At 64.9% G+C, this 19,649-nt stretch carries 20 protein-coding genes; 11 read left to right on the top strand and 9 right to left on the bottom strand.

All coding sequences use genetic code 11. The features are described 5' to 3' along the window. Window position 1: 1 nt before the first annotated feature. Both ACTIEY_RS01065 and ACTIEY_RS01060 read right to left on the bottom strand, forming a co-directional pair. Window positions 2-460: a hypothetical protein gene (locus tag ACTIEY_RS01065; RefSeq protein ID WP_439517292.1), complete on the bottom strand. Its 459-nt coding sequence runs from the start codon at window positions 458-460 to the stop codon at window positions 2-4. Next, window positions 457-987, bottom strand: a complete 531-nt coding sequence (locus tag ACTIEY_RS01060) for a GNAT family N-acetyltransferase (RefSeq protein WP_439517291.1) — start codon at window positions 985-987, stop codon at window positions 457-459. The genes ACTIEY_RS01065 and ACTIEY_RS01060 overlap by 4 nt, the downstream gene beginning before the upstream one ends. Window positions 988-1,164: 177 nt before the next feature. Here ACTIEY_RS01060 and rpsP point away from each other — a divergent pair, with 177 nt between their 5' ends. The 6 genes from rpsP (at window position 1,165) to ACTIEY_RS01030 (ending at window position 5,070) form a co-directional block, all read left to right on the top strand. Next, on the top strand, window positions 1,165-1,425 hold the full coding sequence (rpsP, locus tag ACTIEY_RS01055) for a 30S ribosomal protein S16 (RefSeq protein WP_439517290.1): 261 nt from the start codon (window positions 1,165-1,167) through the stop codon (window positions 1,423-1,425). Between the two features lie 10 nt (window positions 1,426-1,435). Continuing rightward, the gene (gene rimM, locus ACTIEY_RS01050) at window positions 1,436-2,041 is read left to right on the top strand and encodes a ribosome maturation factor RimM (RefSeq protein ID WP_439518252.1); all 606 of its coding nucleotides are present in this window, start codon (window positions 1,436-1,438) and stop codon (window positions 2,039-2,041) included. A gap of 29 nt (window positions 2,042-2,070) precedes the next feature. Then, window positions 2,071-2,847, top strand: coding sequence for a tRNA (guanosine(37)-N1)-methyltransferase TrmD (trmD, locus tag ACTIEY_RS01045; protein WP_439517289.1), 777 nt, complete (start codon window positions 2,071-2,073; stop codon window positions 2,845-2,847). Between the two features lie 142 nt (window positions 2,848-2,989). Then, complete coding sequence (gene rplS / locus ACTIEY_RS01040; RefSeq protein ID WP_086123134.1) at window positions 2,990-3,346, top strand: 50S ribosomal protein L19; 357 nt, start codon at window positions 2,990-2,992, stop codon at window positions 3,344-3,346. Window positions 3,347-3,417: 71 nt separating this feature from the next. Continuing rightward, entirely contained in the window at window positions 3,418-4,101 is a 684-nt protein-coding gene (locus ACTIEY_RS01035; RefSeq protein WP_439517288.1) for a CoA pyrophosphatase, read from the top strand. Between the two features lie 39 nt (window positions 4,102-4,140). Further along, window positions 4,141-5,070, top strand: a complete 930-nt coding sequence (locus ACTIEY_RS01030; RefSeq protein ID WP_439517287.1) for a CobD/CbiB family protein — start codon at window positions 4,141-4,143, stop codon at window positions 5,068-5,070. 2 nt (window positions 5,071-5,072) lie between these two features. Here ACTIEY_RS01030 and rsgA read toward each other — a convergent pair whose 3' ends face one another. The 3 genes from rsgA to ACTIEY_RS01015 are packed head-to-tail and all read right to left on the bottom strand — an operon-like array spanning window position 5,073 to window position 7,589. After that, on the bottom strand, window positions 5,073-5,993 hold the full coding sequence (rsgA, locus tag ACTIEY_RS01025; protein WP_439517286.1) for a ribosome small subunit-dependent GTPase A: 921 nt from the start codon (window positions 5,991-5,993) through the stop codon (window positions 5,073-5,075). Beyond that, entirely contained in the window at window positions 5,993-6,313 is a 321-nt protein-coding gene (locus ACTIEY_RS01020; RefSeq protein ID WP_439517285.1) for a 4a-hydroxytetrahydrobiopterin dehydratase, read from the bottom strand. The genes rsgA and ACTIEY_RS01020 overlap by 1 nt, the downstream gene beginning before the upstream one ends. A 13-nt stretch (window positions 6,314-6,326) precedes the next feature. Beyond that, on the bottom strand, window positions 6,327-7,589 hold the full coding sequence (locus tag ACTIEY_RS01015) for a M48 family metallopeptidase (RefSeq protein WP_439518251.1): 1,263 nt from the start codon (window positions 7,587-7,589) through the stop codon (window positions 6,327-6,329). A gap of 88 nt (window positions 7,590-7,677) precedes the next feature. Between ACTIEY_RS01015 and orn the strand changes: the two genes are divergently transcribed. The 3 genes from orn to ACTIEY_RS01000 all read left to right on the top strand — a co-directional run bounded on the left by orn (window position 7,678) and on the right by ACTIEY_RS01000 (window position 12,027). Beyond that, window positions 7,678-8,271 carry an oligoribonuclease gene (gene orn, locus ACTIEY_RS01010; RefSeq protein WP_439517284.1) on the top strand — a complete coding sequence of 198 codons (594 nt, stop codon included), beginning with the start codon at window positions 7,678-7,680 and terminating at the stop codon, window positions 8,269-8,271. 61 nt (window positions 8,272-8,332) lie between these two features. Next, on the top strand, window positions 8,333-9,919 hold the full coding sequence (locus ACTIEY_RS01005; protein ID WP_439517283.1) for an inorganic phosphate transporter: 1,587 nt from the start codon (window positions 8,333-8,335) through the stop codon (window positions 9,917-9,919). Between the two features lie 290 nt (window positions 9,920-10,209). Further along, window positions 10,210-12,027 (top strand): DEAD/DEAH box helicase, encoded by a 1,818-nt coding sequence (locus ACTIEY_RS01000; protein ID WP_439517282.1) that lies wholly within the window; start codon window positions 10,210-10,212, stop codon window positions 12,025-12,027. A 75-nt stretch (window positions 12,028-12,102) separates the two neighbouring features. On the opposite strand, the gene ACTIEY_RS00995 is transcribed toward ACTIEY_RS01000, so the two are convergent. Further along, window positions 12,103-13,011: an NAD(P)-dependent oxidoreductase gene (locus ACTIEY_RS00995; protein WP_439517281.1), complete on the bottom strand. Its 909-nt coding sequence runs from the start codon at window positions 13,009-13,011 to the stop codon at window positions 12,103-12,105. A gap of 102 nt (window positions 13,012-13,113) precedes the next feature. Next, window positions 13,114-13,878, bottom strand: a complete 765-nt coding sequence (locus tag ACTIEY_RS00990; protein WP_439517280.1) for a GntR family transcriptional regulator — start codon at window positions 13,876-13,878, stop codon at window positions 13,114-13,116. A gap of 93 nt (window positions 13,879-13,971) precedes the next feature. Here ACTIEY_RS00990 and ACTIEY_RS00985 point away from each other — a divergent pair, with 93 nt between their 5' ends. Further along, window positions 13,972-14,856, top strand: coding sequence for an alpha/beta hydrolase (locus tag ACTIEY_RS00985; RefSeq protein ID WP_439517279.1), 885 nt, complete (start codon window positions 13,972-13,974; stop codon window positions 14,854-14,856). A gap of 18 nt (window positions 14,857-14,874) precedes the next feature. Here the strand turns inward: ACTIEY_RS00985 and ACTIEY_RS00980 are convergent, their stop codons facing one another. Together ACTIEY_RS00980 and ACTIEY_RS00975 are read right to left on the bottom strand one after the other, a co-directional pair. Further along, window positions 14,875-15,852 (bottom strand): GMP reductase, encoded by a 978-nt coding sequence (locus tag ACTIEY_RS00980; RefSeq protein ID WP_439517278.1) that lies wholly within the window; start codon window positions 15,850-15,852, stop codon window positions 14,875-14,877. A gap of 192 nt (window positions 15,853-16,044) precedes the next feature. Then, window positions 16,045-17,058: a hypothetical protein gene (locus tag ACTIEY_RS00975; protein ID WP_439517277.1), complete on the bottom strand. Its 1,014-nt coding sequence runs from the start codon at window positions 17,056-17,058 to the stop codon at window positions 16,045-16,047. 74 nt (window positions 17,059-17,132) lie between these two features. Here ACTIEY_RS00975 and ACTIEY_RS00970 point away from each other — a divergent pair, with 74 nt between their 5' ends. Then, window positions 17,133-19,547, top strand: a complete 2,415-nt coding sequence (locus ACTIEY_RS00970; protein ID WP_439517276.1) for a UvrD-helicase domain-containing protein — start codon at window positions 17,133-17,135, stop codon at window positions 19,545-19,547. Window positions 19,548-19,649: the final 102 nt, after the last annotated feature.

Here is a 19,649-nt window from a genome sequence, read left to right as displayed (position 1 = left end):
GTCACTGGCTGATCTTGCGGCCCTCTTCGACCTGGTATTCGAAGTAGCGCTGAAAGCCGAACGCGAGGCTCCCCATCAGCGCGACGGTGCCCATGAGCAAGGCCGCCACCAGGGCGCCGATGGTCAGCCAGTTCGTTCCACCGGGGCTGGCATCGGCCGGTAACGCGGGGTTGAACTGCCGGTTCCACTTTTCCCGATCGGTCAACGCATACACGATGGCCATGAGGCAGCTCGCTGCGATCGTCATGCCCAGCAGCGGTATGAGGATCCAGGAGAGCTTGTCGTCCTGTCCATAGAGCAGCACACGGTCCACACCCCACAGGCCGAGCGCGGCAGGAATGGGGTGCAGCCAGCCCACCCAGTCGCCCAGGCCGCGCAGGTAGAAGCGGTGCAGCCCGAGCACACCCAAGACGAGCGCGAGCCAGACGGCCAGCGTCTTGTTCCGGCGGTACGTGTTCATGCGGCGGGGTTCGGAGGCGTGCTGTCGCCCGCGCCCAGGGTCTTCTGCATCATCACGATGTCAAGCCAGCGATCGAATTTCCAGCCGCAGGACTGCACGACGCCCACCATCTCGAACCCCAGCGCACGGTGCACACCGATGGAGCCTGCGTTGTTCGAGTCCCCGATCACGGCCATCACCTTGCGCGTTCCGGTGCGCTCCAGCACGGCCAGCAGCTCGGCCAGCAGGGCGCGCCCCAGGCCCTTGCGGTGGGCTGCCGGGTCCATGTAGATCGAGTCTTCCACCGAAAACCGGTAGGCCGGGCGCGGCTTGAACCAGTTGCCGTAGGCAAAACCGAGCACCTGCCCATCGTCTTCCGCCACCAGCCAGGGCAGGCCTTTGGCCAGCACGTCGGCGCGGCGGGCGGTCATGTCGGCCTGGCTCGGCGGCGTGGTTTCAAAAGTGCCGGTCCCATGGAGCACGTGGTGGCCATAGATGCGGGTGATGGCGTCGAGGTCTTCGTCGCGGCTGGGGCGGATGAGGGGCATGGCGTGAGTGGAGAACGTGGAAGTAGAGGGCTGGACCGCCAGACGGGCTATAATCGCGGGTTTCGTGGCGTTTCGCTGGCCGGGTGGTCAGTCGTGTGTCTCAGGCGCCGCGATCGAGGCGGGTTGCAAAACCCAGTGAAGTACCAGTTCGGTACCTCTCCACCCGAAGGATAAATCATGGTCGTCATCCGACTCTCCCGCGGCGGCGCAAAAGCCCGTCCGTTCTACAACATCGTGGTTGCCGACAAGCGCAACCGCCGCGATGGCCGCTTCATCGAGCGCATCGGCTTCTACAACCCGCTGGCCCGCGGTGGTGAAGAACCCCTGCGCATCGCGCTCGACCGCCTGACCTACTGGACCAGCGTGGGCGCCACCCCGTCCGACACCGTGGCACGCCTGGTCAAGCAAAGCGCTGCTGCCACGGCTCCCGCGGCCTGATCCTTCACCACTGAAGGTGACCAGCCCCGCGTCCGGCGCCTTCCAGGCGTCGTCCCTGCCCGATGACGCCATCGAGCTGGGTCGCATCCAGGACGCCTGGGGCATCAAAGGCTGGGTTCGCATCCTGCCGCACAGCGCCGATACCGAGGCGCTGCTCACCGCCTCCCACTGGTTCCTGCAGCCGCCCGAAGCCCGCTTCGCGCGCGGCTTCGCAGCGTTCGCGGGTTGCGTGGGCGTCGAGGTGGCCGAAGTCAAGGGCCACACCGACGGTCTGGTTGCCCAGATCGAAGGGGTGGACAACCGCAACGCTGCCGAAGGTCTCAAGGGCGTTCGCATCTACCTTCCGCGCAGTGCGTTTCCCGCCACACCCGAAGGCGAGTACTACTGGGTCGATCTCATTGGCCTGGAAGTGGTGAACCGGGAGGGTGTGCATCTGGGCGTGGTGCGCGACCTCATGCCGACGGGGCCGAATTCCGTGCTCGTCCTGGAGTACCCCGAGACCGTGGAAGGGGAGCCGCAGGTCGCCGAACGCATGATTCCTTTCGTCGACGCCTATGTGGACGAGGTCGACAGGGCGGCGCGGCGGATCACGGTCGACTGGCAACCCGACTATTGAGCGCGCGACGTCCGCATCCAGGTCCATCCATGCGCTTTGACGTCATTACCCTGTTTCCCGAGCTGTTCGAACCGTTTCTGGCCCATGGCATCAACCGCCGTGCGTTCGAATCGGGGCAGGTGGTGGTGAATTTCTGGAATCCCCGCGACTTTTCGGAAGGCAACTACCGGCGCGTGGACGATCGTCCGTTTGGGGGTGGTCCCGGCATGGTCATGATGGCCGAGCCGCTGTGGCGTTGCCTGCAGGCGGTGCGTGCGTCAAGGAGCGATCCCGAAGCGCAGCCCGCGCCCGTCGTCCTGTTTTCTCCCGTGGGCGACCGGCTGGACCATGCGGGCGTTGAGACCTGGTCGCAGGGGCAGGGTGCCGTGCTGGTCTGCGGTCGCTACGAGGGCATCGACCAGCGCTTCATCGACGCCTGTGTGGACTTGCAGATCAGTCTGGGCGATTTCGTGCTCTCGGGCGGCGAGATTGCCGCCATGGCCCTGCTGGACGCAGTGGCCCGGCTGCAGCCCGGCGTGTTGAACGACGAAGGCAGCCACCAGCAGGACAGCTTCAATCCGGCGCTCGACGGGCTGCTGGACAGTCCGCACTTCACACGCCCCGAAGTGTGGCAGGGGCCTTCGGGGCCTCTGGCGGTGCCTGAGGTGTTGCTCGGCGGCCACCACGAACGCATCGCCCGCCACCGGCGCGAGCAAAGCCTGCTGTTGACGGCACGCCGCCGGCCCGATCTCCTCGCGAAATCCCGGGAGCAGGGTTTGGTCGACGCCGTCGACGAGGCTTTCCTGCGGTCGCAGGGCTTGCTATAATCCAAGGCTTTTCGATCCTCTGACCGGCCGCCGCGACCGGGCCAGCCCGCAACCCAGCAGCCCGCTGCGAAGGTTGGACAGGGCTCCTGCCGGATTCGCGGCCTTTAGTGCAGCGCGGTCATGATCGACGAAACAGGAAACCATGAACCTCATCCAGACCCTTGAGCAGGAAGAAATTGCTCGCCTCGGCAAGGTGATCCCGCCGTTCGCCCCTGGCGACACCGTGATCGTCAGCGTGAACGTGATCGAAGGCACGCGCAAGCGCGTGCAGGCCTACGAAGGCGTGGTGGTGGCCCGTCGCAACCGCGGTCTCAACTCCAGCTTCATCGTGCGCAAGATCTCCAACGGCGAAGGCGTGGAACGCACCTTTCCGCTGTACAGCCCGCTGATCGCCAAGATCGAAGTCAAGCGTCGCGGTGCCGTGCGTCGCGCCAAGCTGTACTACCTGCGCGAGCGCAGCGGCAAGTCGGCTCGCATCCGCGAAAAGCTGGGCGCGTAAGCAGCCTGGCAGGCCTCGAAAAGCCGCTCCCTGGAGCGGCTTTTTTGCGTTCCGCCTATGCTTGCTTCTTCATGACCCAGCTCCTGCCTGCCTTCGATCCGCGACTTGTGCCCATCCTGGCCGACGCACCCGACGAAATTCTGCATCCTGCGCAGGCGCACCGCCTGACGCCAGCAGGACTGCGCGATCTGTTCGCGCACCTTCCAGAGTGGACCCCCGAGCTGCACCGCGAAATCAGGTTTGCCAACCGGGCGCCCGCCCAGGCGGCCGTGCTTCTGCCACTGGTCATGCGGGAGGAGCTCACGTTGATCCTCACGCAACGCACCGCGCGCATGTCCACCCATGCAGGCCAGATCGCGCTGCCAGGCGGCAAGCTCGATCCCGAAGATGCCGACGCGACGGCGGCGGCGCTGCGTGAAGCGCATGAAGAGATCGGCCTGCCGCCGGACCATGTGGAAGTGCTCGGAACCTTGCCAGAGTACGTCACCGGCACGGCCTTCATCATCACGCCGGTGGTGGGTCTGGTGCGACCCGGCTTCGAGCTCGTGCCCAACCCCCATGAGGTGGATGATGTGTTCGAAGTGCCACTCGCCTATCTCATGAACCCCCTGCACCATCGCCGCCATGCCCACGATTTCGAGGGCGTGGTGCGCCAGTGGTATTCCATGCCGTACCAGGACGGCGACCGAGAGCGCTTCATCTGGGGCGCCACCGCTGGGATGTTGCGCAATTTCTACCGGCTGCTCACAGCTTGATCTGGCGGCCTGCAAGGAGCGCGCCACTATGATGGCGCCATGAGCTTCTTTGCCATTCTCATTGCCCTTTTGCTCGAGCAAGCGCGTCCCCTCGCTTTCAACAACCCCGTTCATGCCGGCCTGCGCGGTTGGGCGCGCACCGTGCGGCGCAACCTGGATGCCGGGCAGTCGTCCCACGGCTGGGTGGCGTGGCTGCTGGCTGTGGGCGTGCCTTCAATACTGGCCGGGCTGGTCTATTGGGGTCTGTGGCAATTCAGCTCGGTGCTGGCTTTTGTGTGGGTCGTGGGTGTCCTGTACGTCACGCTCGGATTTCGACAGTTCAGCCATCATTTCAGCGAGATCCGGCAGGCTCTGGAAGAGGGCAATGATGGGCTGGCGCGCGAGAAACTTGCGGTCTGGCTGAGGGTGGAATCATCGTCGCTGCCGCGCACCGAGTTGCTTCGCCAGGTGATCGAGCATTCGGTGCTGGCCGCACATCGCCACGTGTTCGGTGTGCTGGTGTGTTTCGTGGTGTTCTGGGCGCTGGGCCTCGGTCCTTCGGGCGCGGTGTTCTACCGACTGGCCGAGTACCTCTCTCGCAACTGGCGTGCCCGCCCTGACGGCACGCCCAGCGTGGCGCTGCAGTCCGCCGCTGAAAAGGCATGGGAATGGGTGGATCACGTACCCGCGCGCATGACCGCGCTCGGCTTTGCCATCGTGGGCAATTTCGAGGAAGCGGTGGCCAGTTGGAGAGGCGATGCCGAACGCTTTGCACCCGGCAGCGATGGTGTCGTGCTGGCCGCCACTTCGGGCGCCTTGAATGTGCGCCTTGCGCCTCAACCCGATGCCCTGGCCCTGCCCGAAGAGGGCGACCCCGGCAGCCGCCCCGAGCCGCAGCTGGCTCACCTGGGCAGCGTGGTGGGCCTGGTCTGGCGCGCTGTGGTGCTCTGGATGCTGCTGCTCGCGCTGCTCACGCTGGCAGGCTTGTAGGGCTAGTAACGTCGCTTGTTCGAAAGTTCTTCGAACAACTCGCGGTAGATGCGGTAGCGGTTCTCGCTGATGGCCAGCGGTGCGTCGCCGTTGTGCACGTGGGCCACCACGGCGCATCCCGGTTCGTGCAGGTGGGTGCAGTTGTAGAAGCGGCATTCACCCAGGGTGGCATTCAGGTCGGGCATGAGCTGCGCAAGCTGCATGGGCTCGATGTGGTTCAGGCCGAATTCCTGAAAACCGGGGGAGTCGATCAAGGCGGTGGTTCGTGCTGGGTCCACCCAGTACCAGGTGGTGCTGGTGGTGGTGTGTTTGCCCGAGTTGAGTGCGCGCGAGATCTCGCCTGTTTGCGCCCGGGCTTCGGGAACCAGCCGGTTCACCAGGGTGCTCTTGCCCACGCCCGAAGGCCCGAGCACCAGCGTACGCTGGCCCATCAATCTGTCCAGCAGCGCATTCACGCCAGCCTCGGAGCCATCAGCCGATTTCAGGCGCAGGGGCAGCACCGTGCAACCCATGCGTCGGTAGGGCGCAAGTCGCGCCCAGGCGCGGTCGAAAGCGGGCTGCAGGTCGCTCTTGTTGAGCACGATCAGCACGTCGATGCGCTCGGCCTGGGCGGCGATCAGCGCGCGCGCGAGCTGGCTCTCTGAAAACTCGGGATCGGCCGCCACCAGCACCAGCACCTGGTCGAGATTGGCCGCAAACGACTTGGTGCGCATCTCATCCTGCCGGTAGAACAGGTTGCGCCGCTCGTCCACGCGCTCGATGCTGCCTTCGTCGCCCGTGATCTGCCACTGCACCGCATCGCCCACCACCACCGCGCTCTTCTTGCCGCGAGGGTGACAGATGCGGCGTTCGCCATCGGGACTCTCCACGAGGCAGTGGCGCCCGTGGGCAGCCACCACCAGACCGGGCAAGAGGTCGGCCATCAGTCCTTCTGCAGCGCGTCCACCGCGGCTGCGCAGTGGAAGTCGCTGACGGAGATGCCGCCCACGTCGTGCGTGTTGAAGCGCACCGTGCATCGGCTGTAGCTGAGCGCGAGGTCGGGGTGATGATCTTCGCGGTGTGCCACCCAGGCCAGCGCGTTGACGAACGCCATGGTCTCGTGGAAGTTGGCGAAGGTGTAGGTCTTCTCCAGCGAGCCGTCGATCAGTTTCCAGCCCTGCGCGGCGTCGCCGTTGAGCTGGGTGAGCTGTGTGACGATTTCGGTGGCAGACAGTGCGCGGCGGTTCTGATGGATGGGATTCATGACGTGCGTGGGATCAGGCGGATTGCAGGCGGGAGAGCCGCTCGCTGGCCGGCGGGTGCGAATAGTAGAAGCGGGCGTAAAGCGGATCGGGCGTGAGCGTGCTCGCGTTGTCCTTGTACAGCTTGAGCAACGCGCTCGCCAGGTCGTCGCCGCTGGTCTGGGCCTTGGCGTAGGCGTCGGCTTCGAATTCGTGCCGACGCGAAAGCTGCGCCATCAGGGGTGAGAGGAAAAAGGTGAAGAGAGGCACGACCATGAGGAAGAGCAGCAAGGCCAGCGCATCGTTGGGCGACTCCATCGAGGGCGTGACACCCAGGCCGCTGTAGAACCATGCCTGCCCTGAGACCCACCCCAGCAGCGCAAAGCCCGCGAGGCTGAGTGCGAACATCAGTGCGATTCGTTTGAGGATGTGGCGGCGCTTGTAGTGGCCCAACTCGTGCGCCAGCACGGCGTCGATCTCGCCCGGGCTCAGTTGCTGCAGCAGGGTGTCGAAGAAGACCACGCGCTTGGCCGCTCCGAAGCCGGTGAAGTAGGCGTTGGCGTGCGCGCTGCGTTTGCTGCCGTCCATGACGAAAAGGCCTTTGGCTGCGAAGCCGCAGCGCTGCATCAGCGCGTTCACCCGCGCCTTGAGGGTTTCGTCCGACAGCGGCTCGAACTTGTTGAACAGCGGGGCAATGACCGTGGGGTACAGCACCAGCGCCAGCAGGTTGAACGCCATCCAGACCCCCCAGGCCCAGAGCCACCAGTTGGAACCCGCCGCGCCCATCAGCCACAGCATCAACGCGACGATCGGCAGGCCGATGAGGCCGCCCACCAGCGTGCCCTTGGCCAGATCAGCCAGCCAGAGCGAGAGGGTCATCTTGTTGAAACCGAAGCGCTCCTCGATCCGGAAAGTGCTGTACCAGCTCAAGGGCAGCGTGATCAGTCCGCCAATGACCACAAACGAGGTGACCAGGGCTAGCTGCTGCCACATGCCAGGGCCCAGTGCCGCCAGCAGCGTCTGGTTGAGCCAGTCCAGCCCGCCCAGCAGCGTCCAGCCCAGCAGCAGCGCAGCCTCGATCGACGTCTCCAGCAGACCAAAGCGCGATTTGGTGATGGTGTAGTCGGCGGCCTTCTGGTGGGCGCTGATGGCAATGACGTCGCTGAAAGCGGCGGGCACGGTGCCCCGGTGCCGTGCCACATGGCGGATCTGCCGGCTGGCCAGCACCGTGCGCACGAGCAGGCCCAGCACGAGCAGGGTGCAAAAGAGAGCGGTGAAGGAAAGTGCGGCGATGTCCATGGGGCCGAGTCTATCGAATGCCGCCTGGGCCGGCAGCTCGCAGGGCATGCCGCCGGCAGTCCCGGCCGGATCGGTGAAAATCCTCGCCATGACTTCTGCCTCCCCTCCCGCCGCCGTGCCCGCACCCGACACCCCCGCCCTCACCAAAAGCGATCAGAACCTGGTCTGGATCGATTGCGAGATGAGCGGGCTCGATCCCGAAAAGGAACGTCTGCTGGAGATCGCCGTGATCATCACGGGCCCGCAACTCACCCCGAGGATCGAAGGACCTGTAGTGGTCATTCACCAGAGCGATGCGGTGCTGGGTGCGATGGACAACTGGAACAAGGGCACGCACGGCCGCAGCGGCTTGATCGACAAGGTCAAGGTCAGCACCGTGACGGAGGCCGAAGCAGAAGCCACCTTGCTGGCGTTCATTTCGCAGTACGTGCCTAAGAACGGTTCACCCATGTGCGGCAACACCATCAGCCAGGACCGCCGGTTCATGGTGAAGTACATGCCCAGACTGGAGGCCTTCTTTCACTACCGGTGTCTCGATGTCAGCACGCTGAAGGAACTGGCCAAGCGCTGGAGACCCGATGTGTACGAGGCATTCAAGAAGCACCAGAAACACACGGCGCTGGCCGATGTGCACGAGTCCATCGACGAACTCGAGCACTACCGCACGCATTTTCTGCGCTGAGTTCAGGCGGTTTCGCCGCCGGCGTCACATGTCAGAATCGTGACATTCATCTGAGCTTCACATGACCAAAAAGTCCCGCGCGCGCTTCGTTTCGAAGCATCAGGAAGTGTTCCAGCTCGGCGCTGCCGTGCTGTTTTTGCTGCTGGTGGGGGTCTATGCCTCGCTCACCGGTGCGTCCACCGCCAGCCTGACGAGTTCGGCCATGTGGCTACTCATCGTGGCGGCAGCGGTGGGTGCCTACATGGCGATGAACATTGGCGCCAACGACGTCGCCAACAACATGGGGCCAGCGGTGGGATCCGGCGCCATGACCATGGGCTGGGCCATTGTGGTGGCGGCTGTCTTCGAGGCTCTGGGCGCCATCGTGGCCGGCGGGGACGTGGTCGGCACCATCAAGGGCGGCATCATCGATCCGGACGCCATTTCGGATCCTGCGTTGTTTGCCTGGGTCATGTTCGCTGCGCTGCTGGCCGGCGCACTCTGGCTGAATCTGGCCACTGCGCTGGGTGCGCCGGTCTCCACCACGCATTCCATCATCGGCGCGGTCATGGGCGCCGGCATTGCAGCGGGTGGCTGGGGACTGGTGAACTGGGACACCATCGGCGCCATCGTGATCAGCTGGGTGATCTCGCCGCTGATGGGTGGCGCCATGGCGGCTGCCTTCCTTTATGTGATCAAGCGCAGCGTCACTTACCGCAGCGACAAGACCGAGGCCGCCAGCCGCGTGGTGCCTGTGCTCATTGCCATCATGGTGTGGGCCTACACCACCTACATGCTGGTCAAAGGGCTTGGCCAGGTGGTGAAGGTGGATATTCTGGTGGCGCTGTTGGCGGGTGCGGCTGTGGCAATCGTGGTCTGGTGGCTGATTCGCAAACCGATCGCCCGCATGGCCATGCGCCAGGACAACAGCAAGGACGGCGTCAATCGCCTCTTCACCTGGCCGCTTGTGTGTTCGGCGGCCCTGCTGAGCTTTGCACACGGCGCCAACGACGTCGCCAATGCCATCGGCCCCCTCGCCGCCATTTATGAAGCCGTGAAGGAGGGTGCCATCGCCACCAAAGCCGGCACGCCCCTGTGGATCATGGTGCTCGGCGCGCTGGGCCTGTCGGTCGGCCTGGCTCTCTACGGTGCGCGGCTGATCCGCACCGTGGGCAAGGAGATCACCGAGCTGGACAACATGCGCGCCTACGCCATTGCCATGTCCGCCACGCTCACGGTGATCGTTGCTTCGCAGCTGGGCATGCCGGTCTCGACCACGCACATCTCGATCGGTGCGGTGTTTGGCGTGGGCTTTCTGCGGGAACTGCTCAAGGTGAACTACGCCAAGATGGAGGCGGTGGTTTTCGCCGGACACCAGGGCGCAGACCGCGCGGAGGTGGAAGCCTACCTCCACCGATTTGAGGCCGCCGAGGTCAGAGAGAAGAAGCGCATGCTGGCCGACATGAAACGCCGCACCAAGGCCCGTGAGGCTGCGGAGGGCGCGGTCTTCGCCAAGAAAGAGCAGAAGGCGCTGAAGAAGGCCTACAAGAAAGAGATCGTCAAGCGCTCCGCCGTCATGCGCATCGTGGCGGCGTGGATCGTCACCGTGCCCGCCACTGCGGTGCTGGCGGCCTTGCTCTTCTTCATCGTGCGCGCGGTTCTGGAATGATCTGCCGGGAGATTAGGGTTTTTACTGAATCTGTGCCATAATCAGTGGCTTCGCAGGCAACTGCGATGATTTGTGCATCTGCCTCACACACCAGGCCCCCGGAATTTCCAGGATGGGCCTTCGCTCCCGGTGTCACGTTCTCCTTGTGACCCATGGCGCGTTGATCGTTTGATGGTTGATGTTTTGTAACCACGAACGGATCCAGCGCCCCGGAGCTGCCACCCCTTGAGGTCGGCCGTCCCACCCAGCGTTTGCATTCGATCAATTGCGCATCTGGCGCATGGACGAACATGAGCGACTCTTTTGAAGCCCGCGGCGATTTCTCGCCCGAAATTCTTTCTGCCGAGACCGAGGCAGACACTTCCACCCCTGTGGTCACCGAGCCCGTTGCACCCAACGGCTTCCAGTTGCTGGGTCTTGCACCCGAGCTGGTTCAGGCCTGTATGGACCTGGGCTACACGCAACCCACGGCGGTGCAGAACAACGTGATCCCCAAGGCCATGCTGGCCCAGGGCGAAGCGCGTTTTGCCGACCTGATGGTGTCCAGCCAGACCGGCAGCGGCAAGACCGCCGCCTTCCTGCTGCCTCTGCTGCACACGTTGCTGCAACAGCGTGCCGACGCTGAAGCCAAGGAGCGCGCCGACCGTGAGCGCGCCGTGGCCGAAGCCCTCGCGCGTGGCGAAGCGCCGCCCAAGGCCCCCAAGCGCAAGGACCCCACCAGCTCGCGCAACTTCAAGGCCGCCACCCCCGGCGCTCTGATCCTGTGCCCCACACGCGAACTGGCGCAGCAGGTGGCCAACGACGCCATCGACCTGGTGCGCCATTGCCGTGGCCTGCGCATCGCGAACGTGGTCGGCGGCATGCCTTACCAGCTGCAGATCGCTCGCCTGCAGAACGCCGACCTGGTGGTTGCCACGCCAGGCCGCCTGCTCGACCTGCAGCGTTCGCAGCAGCTCAAGCTTGACCAGGTCCAGTTCCTGGTGGTGGACGAAGCCGACCGCATGCTCGACCTCGGCTTCGCCGACGACCTGGCTGAAGTCAACGAACTCACCAGCCAGCGCCGCCAGACGATGATGTTCAGCGCCACGTTTGCGCCGCGCATCCAGCAGCTCGCCATGCGTGTGATGCACGACAACGGCAAGCACGTGCAGAAGGTGCAGATCGATTCGCCGCAGGAGCAACACGCCAACATCAAGCAGGTGCTCTTCTGGGCCGACCACGCCGATCACAAGCGCAAGCTGCTCGACCATTGGCTGCGCGACGCCAGCATCAACCAAGCCATCGTTTTTGCCAGCACGCAAATCGAATGCGACGGCCTGGCCAACGACCTTCAGCAAGACGGCTTCTCTGCCGTCGCACTGCACGGCGCGCTGAGCCAGGGCATCCGCAACCGGCGCCTGATGGCGTTGCGCGCCGGCCAGGTGCAGATCCTGGTCGCCACCGATGTGGCCGCACGCGGCATCGACGTGCCCACGATCACCCACGTGTTCAACTTCGGCCTGCCCATGAAGGCTGAGGACTACACCCACCGCATCGGCCGCACCGGCCGCGCCGGCCGCGATGGCCTGGCCGTGACGTTTGCGGAGTTCCGCGATCGCCGCAAGATCGGTGACATCGAGGCCTACACCCGCCAGCGCATCAATGTTGAAACCGTGCCGGGTCTGGAGCCGCGTCAGCGCGCACCGCAGCCCGAGTTCGGTGGCCGTGGTCGCCCGAGTGGTCGTCCTGCCAACGGCTATGCAGACCGCAGCGGTTTCAACGACCGCCGTGGTCCTTCGGCACCGCGCGGACCGCGTTTTGAAGGTCGTCCGGAAGGCCGCTCAGAGGGTCGCTTCGAAGCGCCGCGCGTGGACCACAGCCGCCCTGAAACGCGTTTTGACCCGCGTTTCGAAGGTCGTGCGGATCCGCGCGGCGAGAACCGCTTTGACAACAACCGCGGCGGTGGCGAAGGCCGCTTCGACAGTCGACCGCCGGCTGGACGAGGCTTCTCTGACCGCGCGCCCGCCCGCACGGGTGGCAAGCCGGGTAGCTTCTCCAGCTTCGGTCGCACCGACAAGGGTGCTGAGCGCGCGCCGGCCCGACCGGTGGCGCGCCGCAGCCCGCGCTGAGAACCAAGCGCTTCAACATCGAAAACCGGGCCTTAGTGCCCGGTTTTTTTTATGGGTTGATGCAGGCAGGTTCGATCAGGCCATGCCGTTCCGGTTCGCGAGCTCTACAAACAGCGCAGAGTGATCCAGATCACCGAGGCCGTGATCGGCGGCCTGGGCGAAGAGTTGTTCAAACAGCTGCGTGATCGGTGCCTCGAAGCCGATCTCCGAGGCGGTCGCCAGCGCGTTTCGCATGTCCTTGAGTTGCACGGCCACGGCGCCGCGCTTGGTGAAATCGCGTTCGATCATGCGCTGGCCATGTACCTGCAGGATTCGGCTGTCGGCGAAGCCGCCGGTGATGGCCTGCTTGACCTTGGCCATGTCGGCGCCGCCTTTCTCACACAGCAGCAGGGCTTCGGCCACCGCGCCGATGGTGATGCCCACGATCATCTGGTTGGCAAGTTTGGCGAGTTGTCCTGCGCCACTGGGACCGACATGCGTGGGTCGGCCCAGCAGCTCCAGCAATGGGCGGGCGCGTTCGAAATCGGCCACTTTGCCGCCCACCATGATGGCCAGCTGTCCCTGTTCTGCGCCCAGCGTGCCGCCTGAGACCGGCGCGTCGAGGTGACTTGCGCCCAGTGCGGCGAGACGGTCAGCGTGCTCGCGTGCCTGACGAGGCTGGATGGACGACATGTCGATCAGCAACGCGCCGGGCCGCAGACCTTCGGTGGCGCCCTGTTCGAACAAGACGTCCTCCACCACCTCGCCGTTCTCCAGCAGCGTGATCACCACGTCGGCCTGTGCGACCGCGTCGGCCGGTCGGTCGGTCACGCTGGCGCCGAAGGGCAGGAGCCGTTCGGCCTTCGCGCGCGAGCGGTTCCAGGCGCTGACCTCGCAATCCGCCTCACACAGGCGGCGCGCCATGGGCAGGCCCATCATGCCGATGCCCAGCACCGCCACTCGGACCGGGGCGGAAGATTCGGGTGTGGGCGAGGGCGTGTTCACGGATGGTTTCCTCTGTTCGCAACGAATGGCGCGATGGCCGCACCAGACAAAAAAAGGCGGTTTCCGGGCAAGCCCGGAAACCGCGCGGAAGTGGGTCAGATGCTAGAGCAAATGACGACCACGGAGTTGTCGGGTGCGAGCGGCGGGTGCTGCTGCCGCAGAAGACGCCTCGGCTGCGTGCGGCCGGGCCTTCAGGATCATTTCGGCGCCCAGCGTGGAGCTGGCCTTGCCACTGTGTTCATGCATCAGGTCCTGAGCCCGCTGCACGTCGCCGTCCGCCACTGCCTGGGCGATGGCCTCGTGCTCGTCCCACACGGGCTCGCGCAACATGTCCGACTGCAGGGCTTCACCCATGGCGCGGCGGATGTGGTGCCAGTGCAGCAACGCGCTTTGCTCGATCAAGGGGTTCCGGGAGGCTCGATACAGCGCGGTGTGGAAGGCCAGATCGGCGTCGATCATGGCCTTGATGTCGCCTCGCTCGACAGCCGCGCGACCTTCTGCGATGAGCGCGGGATCGATCGGGGTGCGGCGCTGTGCCGCCAAGCGCACAGCCAGGGCATCGAGTGCGCCGCGCACCTCGTAAACCTGCGCGATCCAACTGGCGTCGATCGGGGTGACCTGCAGGCCACGGCAACGACCGGCGGGGCCATGGGTGATCGGCGCGTCCTGTACGAATCCGTCTTTCTTCAGCAGCCGAAGCGCCTGCATCACCGGCTGACGGGACACCGCCAACTGGTCGGCCAGTTCCTCCTGCGTGATGCGTTGACCGGGCTGGAGAGAGCCTGCGCTGATGGCGTCCAGCAAGACCCGGTAGACCTGGTCGACCAGGTCCGGCGTGGCATCGAGCTTGAGCAATTGAGCGGGCATGGGGAAGTTTCTGAACTCTGTATACAGAATACACGTTTGGTGGCTTGCGGAACAGCGTGGTCAGTGAAAACCCCCATGACACAATGCGCCTCCATGAGCACCCCCACCGCCTACGACGCCGATTGGCTGGAACGTGAGTACAACAACCGTGCCCGCGTGCCCGAACATGCGGCCCATTTCGAGCGCTGGGCGAGCGAATCCGCCCAGGCACGCAAGGACGGGCGTGCCCTGCTGGATGTGAGCTACGGCCTGGATGCTGGCGAGACGCTGGATCTGTTTCCCGCCGTTCGCAGCCCGGGCACGCCGTTGGCACCCGTGCTGGTGTTCATCCATGGCGGCTGGTGGCGCAGCCTGGACAAGGCCGACCATTCCTTCATTGCGCCGCCCTTCGTGCAGGCGGGCGCTTGCGTGGTGGTGCCCAACTACGCGCTGTGTCCGGCCGTCACCATTCCGGAGATCACCCTGCAGATGGTCAAGGCGCTCGCCTGGGTGCACCGTCACATTGCCGCCCACGGTGGTGACCCGGCCCGCATCACTGTTGCAGGCCATTCCGCAGGCGGGCACCTGGCCGCCATGATGCTGGCCTGCGAATGGACCAGGGTCGGCGACGATCTCCCTGCCTCCCTGGTCATGAACGCGATGTCCATCTCCGGCCTGCACGACCTTGAACCGGTGATGCACACGCCCTCCGTGCAGGTGTCACTGCGCCTGACGCCTGCCCAGGTCAAGAAAGCCAGCCCTGCCCGGTTGCCGGCGCCGCCGCTGCGTGACGGCCGCGGCCGGCTGTACGCGCTGGCGGGCGCCGAGGAGAGCGACGAGTTCTTGCGCCAGAACCGCCTGATCCGGCAGGCCTGGGGACCGGAGGTGGTGCCGGTGTGCGAAGCCTTGCCGGGCCTCAACCATTTCAGCATCGTGGAAGCGCTCGCGCAGCCGGGTCACCGGCTGCACCTTCTGGCGCGGGAGTTGCTGGAACTTTGAGGCGCCAACGCGCCAGCTTCACATCAGCAGGTGTTCACCGGCGTTGTCCCCGCCCAGGATCACGTAGTTCACCTTGCGGATGTCCATGAGCCGGGTACCACCGCCATAGCTGATGGAGCTCTGCACGTCCTGCTCCATTTCCACCAGCGTATCGGCCAGGCGCCCTTTGATGGGTTCAAGAATGCGCTTGCCTTCGACATGGCGGTACTCGCCCTTGTTGAAGTCGCTGGCCGAGCCGTAGTACTCCTTGAATCGCTGGCCGTCCACTTCCACGGTCTGCCCGGGAGACTCCTCGTGGCCGGCGAACAGGGAGCCGATCATCACCATGGAAGCGCCAAAGCGCACGCTCTTGGCGATGTCGCCGTGGCTCCGAATGCCGCCATCCGCAATGATGGGTTTGGTCGCCACGCGCGCGCACCACTTCAATGCCGAGAGCTGCCAGCCGCCGGTGCCAAAGCCGGTCTTGAGCTTGGTGATGCACACCTTGCCCGGCCCCACACCCACCTTGGTGGCGTCGGCACCCCAGTTCTCCAGGTCGATCACCGCTTCGGGCGTGGCCACGTTGCCCGCGATCACGAAGGACGTGGGGAGCTTTTCCTTCAGGTAGCCGATCATGTCTTTCACGCTGTCGGCATGGCCATGGGCGATGTCGATGGTGATGTATTCGGGCGCCATGCCTTCGGCCGCCAGCAGGTCCACCGTGGCGTAGTCCGGTGCCTTCACGCCCAGCGAGATCGACGCATAGACACCGGCTGCGCGCATGTCGCGCACGAACTTCACGTTGTCCAGGTCGAAACGGTGCATGACATAGAAGTAACCGTTGCGCGCGAGCCAGGTGCAGATGCGTTCATCCACCACCGTCTTCATGTTGGCGGGAACCACCGGCAGGCGGAACTTGCGTCCCCCCAGCTCCACGCCGGCGTCGCATTCGGAGCGGCTGTTCACGCGGCACTTGCGTGGCAACAGCAGCACGTTGTCGTAGTCAAAAATTTCCATTTGAAACCAGGCTCCAGAAAACTGTTGGTTGAACAGGAGAGCGCTTGGCTTGTGCCGGCTTCTGTGGGCAATGGCCACAAAAAAACCGGGCGCAAGAATCTTGGGCCCGGTGACTGATTCTACCCGTGCTCACGCAGGCGGGTACATGTGCCTGGCCCCATGCCGGTCATACGGAATTTCGAATGCAGATGGCTACAGCGTGCGGGGCTGGCTGCCCAGGCACAGCGAACGCGCAAAATCGCCGGTCTCGCGCCGATACGCTGCGGCCTGGGCTTCATTGTTGAAGAGCCGCTGCGCGTGCAAGGGCCAGTAGGCCGCCTCGCGCCCCATGATGCGCATGTAGCGCTCTCGGTTGCTGGTGGCGCTCCGGTCGGTCCCGGCATCCAGTGCCAGCGGAAACAACGCCGTGGCAATGAGTTCGCGCGGCCAGCGCCGCACGAAGGCATCGAACGACGGCAAGGGGGCGGGCGGAGCGAGTTTCTGCACCAGCGATTCGTAGTCCGGGTAGGTCGGCGTGTCGCTCACGTCCACTGTCTCGAACTGGGGGGCCTTCAGGGCATCGTTGGCCTCCAGGATTTCCAGCAGGCTGCCTTCCAGTGTGCCGGCATGCGATGACCTGGTGGTGCCCTGCAGGCGATCAACGCTGTTCTCGACGCCATACAGGGTTCTCATCGCGCCTTGGGCGAACGCCAGTTGGGGGTCGGTCCACGGGGCCGCTGCCAGGCTGTCGGGCAGGAACTTCTCGGGTTCGGCCAGCAGGATGGAAAAGGTCTGCACCTGGCCCAGTTGTTCGCGCGAACGCACCGGCAGGCCGGCAAGCACTGCCGTGGCCTTGGGCGCCAGTTGAGGGTCGCTCAGGTAAGGGCCGATGGCGGCCACGATCTCCAGCCGCGAGTGGCGTCGGGCAAACCGCCACGCGGTCCAGTCCAGGTCGATTTCCCAGAACGGGCCGAAGCGCTCCGTGGGTGCGCCCAGGCGCTGGCGTTCCCACCGGTCGTGGTGCTGAAAACCTTCATAAACCGGGTTGGGGAGCGCCAGGAACTCGGTGCGGATGCGGCAGATGGCCGCCATGGGCGTCTCCTCCGCCAGCAGTGGCGTGGGGGCCACAAAATCATGGCGCCAGTCGCGCAGCGATGGCCACGCCAGCACGACACCGCCGATCAACAGCAACAGCAGCAAAAGGCCCAGCACACGCAGGATCTTCACGAAAGCCTCTTCATGTCCCTTCGGTGTGCGCATTGTGCCTCGCAACGCCACACCGGCTTCCTACAATCAGGCGCATGCCGATTGAAGATCCGTCGCAAGCCAGCTTGCTCCCGTCCCCGTTGCTCGCGGGCCTCAATGCCGAGCAGGCCGCTGCCGTCACCCTGCCCGCCGAGCACGCACTGATCCTGGCCGGTGCCGGCTCGGGAAAGACACGCGTGCTCACCACGCGCATCGCCTGGTTGATGCAGAACGGCCACGTGTACCCCGGCGGCATACTGGCCGTGACCTTCACCAACAAGGCGGCCAAGGAAATGATGACGCGCCTCTCGGCCATGCTGCCGGTGAATGTGCGCGGCATGTGGATCGGGACGTTTCACGGGCTGTGCAATCGCTTCCTGCGCGCTCATCACAAGATCGCCAACCTGCCGGCCACGTTCCAGATCCTCGATACGCAGGACCAGCTCTCGGCCGTCAAGCGGCTGTGCAAGCAGTTCAACGTGGACGACGAGCGCTTCCCGCCCAAGCAGGTGCAGTACTTCATCAGCGGTTGCAAGGAAGACGGCCAACGCCCACGCGACGTGGTCGCCAAGGACGAGGAGACGCGCAAGAAGATCGAGCTCTATGCGCTTTATGAAGAGCAGTGCCAGCGCGAAGGCGTGGTGGATTTCGGGGAGCTCATGCTGAGAAGCTTCGAGGTGCTGCGCGACAACGACCCCATTCGAGAGCATTACCAGCGGCGCTTTCGCCACATCCTCATCGACGAATTCCAGGACACCAACCGACTGCAATACGCCTGGATCAAGATGTTCAGTGCGCCGCCGATCGAAGGCCTGTCGGGTTCGGGCAACGCCGTGTTCGCGGTGGGCGACGACGACCAGAGCATCTACGCCTTTCGCGGCGCGCGCGTGGGCAACATGGCCGACTTCGTTCGCGAGTTCAACGTGCGCCACCAGATCAAGCTGGAGCAGAACTACCGCAGCGCCAGCAACATTCTGGACTCGGCCAACCAACTGATCAGCCACAACACGCACCGCCTGGGCAAGAACCTGCGCACCGATGCAGGCGCAGGCGAACCCGTGCGGGTGTTTGAGGCCACCAGCGATTTTGCCGAAGCGCAATGGATGGTGGACGAGATGAAGCAGCTCGCGCGCGAAGACGTACCGCGCAGCGAGATGGCCGTGCTCTACCGCAGCAACGCCCAGAGCCGGGTGGTGGAAACGGCCCTGTTCAACGCGGGCATGCCGTACCGCGTGTACGGCGGCCTGCGTTTCTTCGAGCGCGCCGAGATCAAGCACGCACTGGCCTACCTGCGGCTGCTGGAGAACCCCAACGACGACACCAGTTTCCTGCGCGTGGTGAATTTCCCGCCGCGCGGCATCGGCGCGCGCAGCATCGAACAGTTGCAGGACGTCGCGCGCGCTTCGGGCTGCTCGTTGCACGACGCGGTGAGTGCCGTGACAGGCCGCGCGGGTGTGGCCATCGGCGCCTTCGTGGCCAAGCTCGATGTGGTGCGCGAGCAGACCGAAGGCAGCACGTTGCGCGAGATCATCGAGATGGTGCTCGAACACAGCGGCCTCATCGAACACTACCGCGCCGAGCGCGAAGGGCAGGACCGGGTGGAGAACCTGGAGGAGCTGGTGAACGCGGCGGAGAGCTTTGTGAGCATCGAAGGCTTCGGCCGCGATGCAGTGGCCCTGCCGGTGGACGAACTGGGCAAGCCCTTGACGCAAAGTCCGGTGAGCCAGGGGCTGGATCCGAACTTGCCGGTGGTCAATGAACCCCTGGCGCCCGACGCTGAAACCGGCGAAACCTTGAGCCCGCTTGCCGCCTTCCTCACGCACGCCGCGCTGGAATCCGGCGACAACCAGGCCCAGGCCGGGCAGGACGCCGTGCAGCTCATGACGGTGCACGCCGCCAAGGGCCTGGAGTTCGACTGCGTGTTCATCACCGGCATGGAAGAGGGCCTGTTCCCCCACGAGAATTCCATGAGCGACCGGGCAAGCCTGGAAGAAGAGCGCCGGCTCATGTACGTGGCGATCACGCGTGCCAGGAAGCGCCTGTACCTGAGTCATTCGCAGACACGCATGCTGCATGGCCAGACCCGCTACAACCTCAAGAGCCGGTTCTTCGACGAACTTCCCGAGGCGTGTCTGAAATGGCTCACGCCAGCGCAACCCGCCTGGGGCGGCAGGGGTGGCACATGGCAGAACGGCAGGCGCGGCTTTGGCGCCGCGCCGGTGCTGCAGCCGTCCTGGTCACCGGGGTTCAACGACAAGGGCGATCCCAAGGGCCTGGGCCAGACCGCGCCCGAGCCCGACCGCGGTACCGACATCCACGCCGGACTGGCCGTGTTTCACAACAAGTTTGGCGAGGGCAAGGTGCTGGCGGTGGAAGGCGCGGGCGTCGATGCGCGCGCGCAGGTCAGCTTCACGCGCCATGGCACCAAGTGGCTGGCATTGAGCGTGGCGAAGTTGACGCCGATCACCTGAGGGCGAAACGCACTGCAGTTGGAATGTCATCGCGGTGTCACAGTCCGGTGCGATTATTCAACAGTTGTTGAAATATAGAATCGAACACTCACGGAGATCCCT

Origin of the sequence: Hydrogenophaga sp. (assembly GCF_051858985.1) — a bacterium.
Taxonomy (GTDB): domain Bacteria; phylum Pseudomonadota; class Gammaproteobacteria; order Burkholderiales; family Burkholderiaceae_C; genus Hydrogenophaga.
The sequence above is the reverse complement of the archived record's forward strand: the minus strand, read 5'-3'. Positions and strand labels throughout refer to the sequence as shown.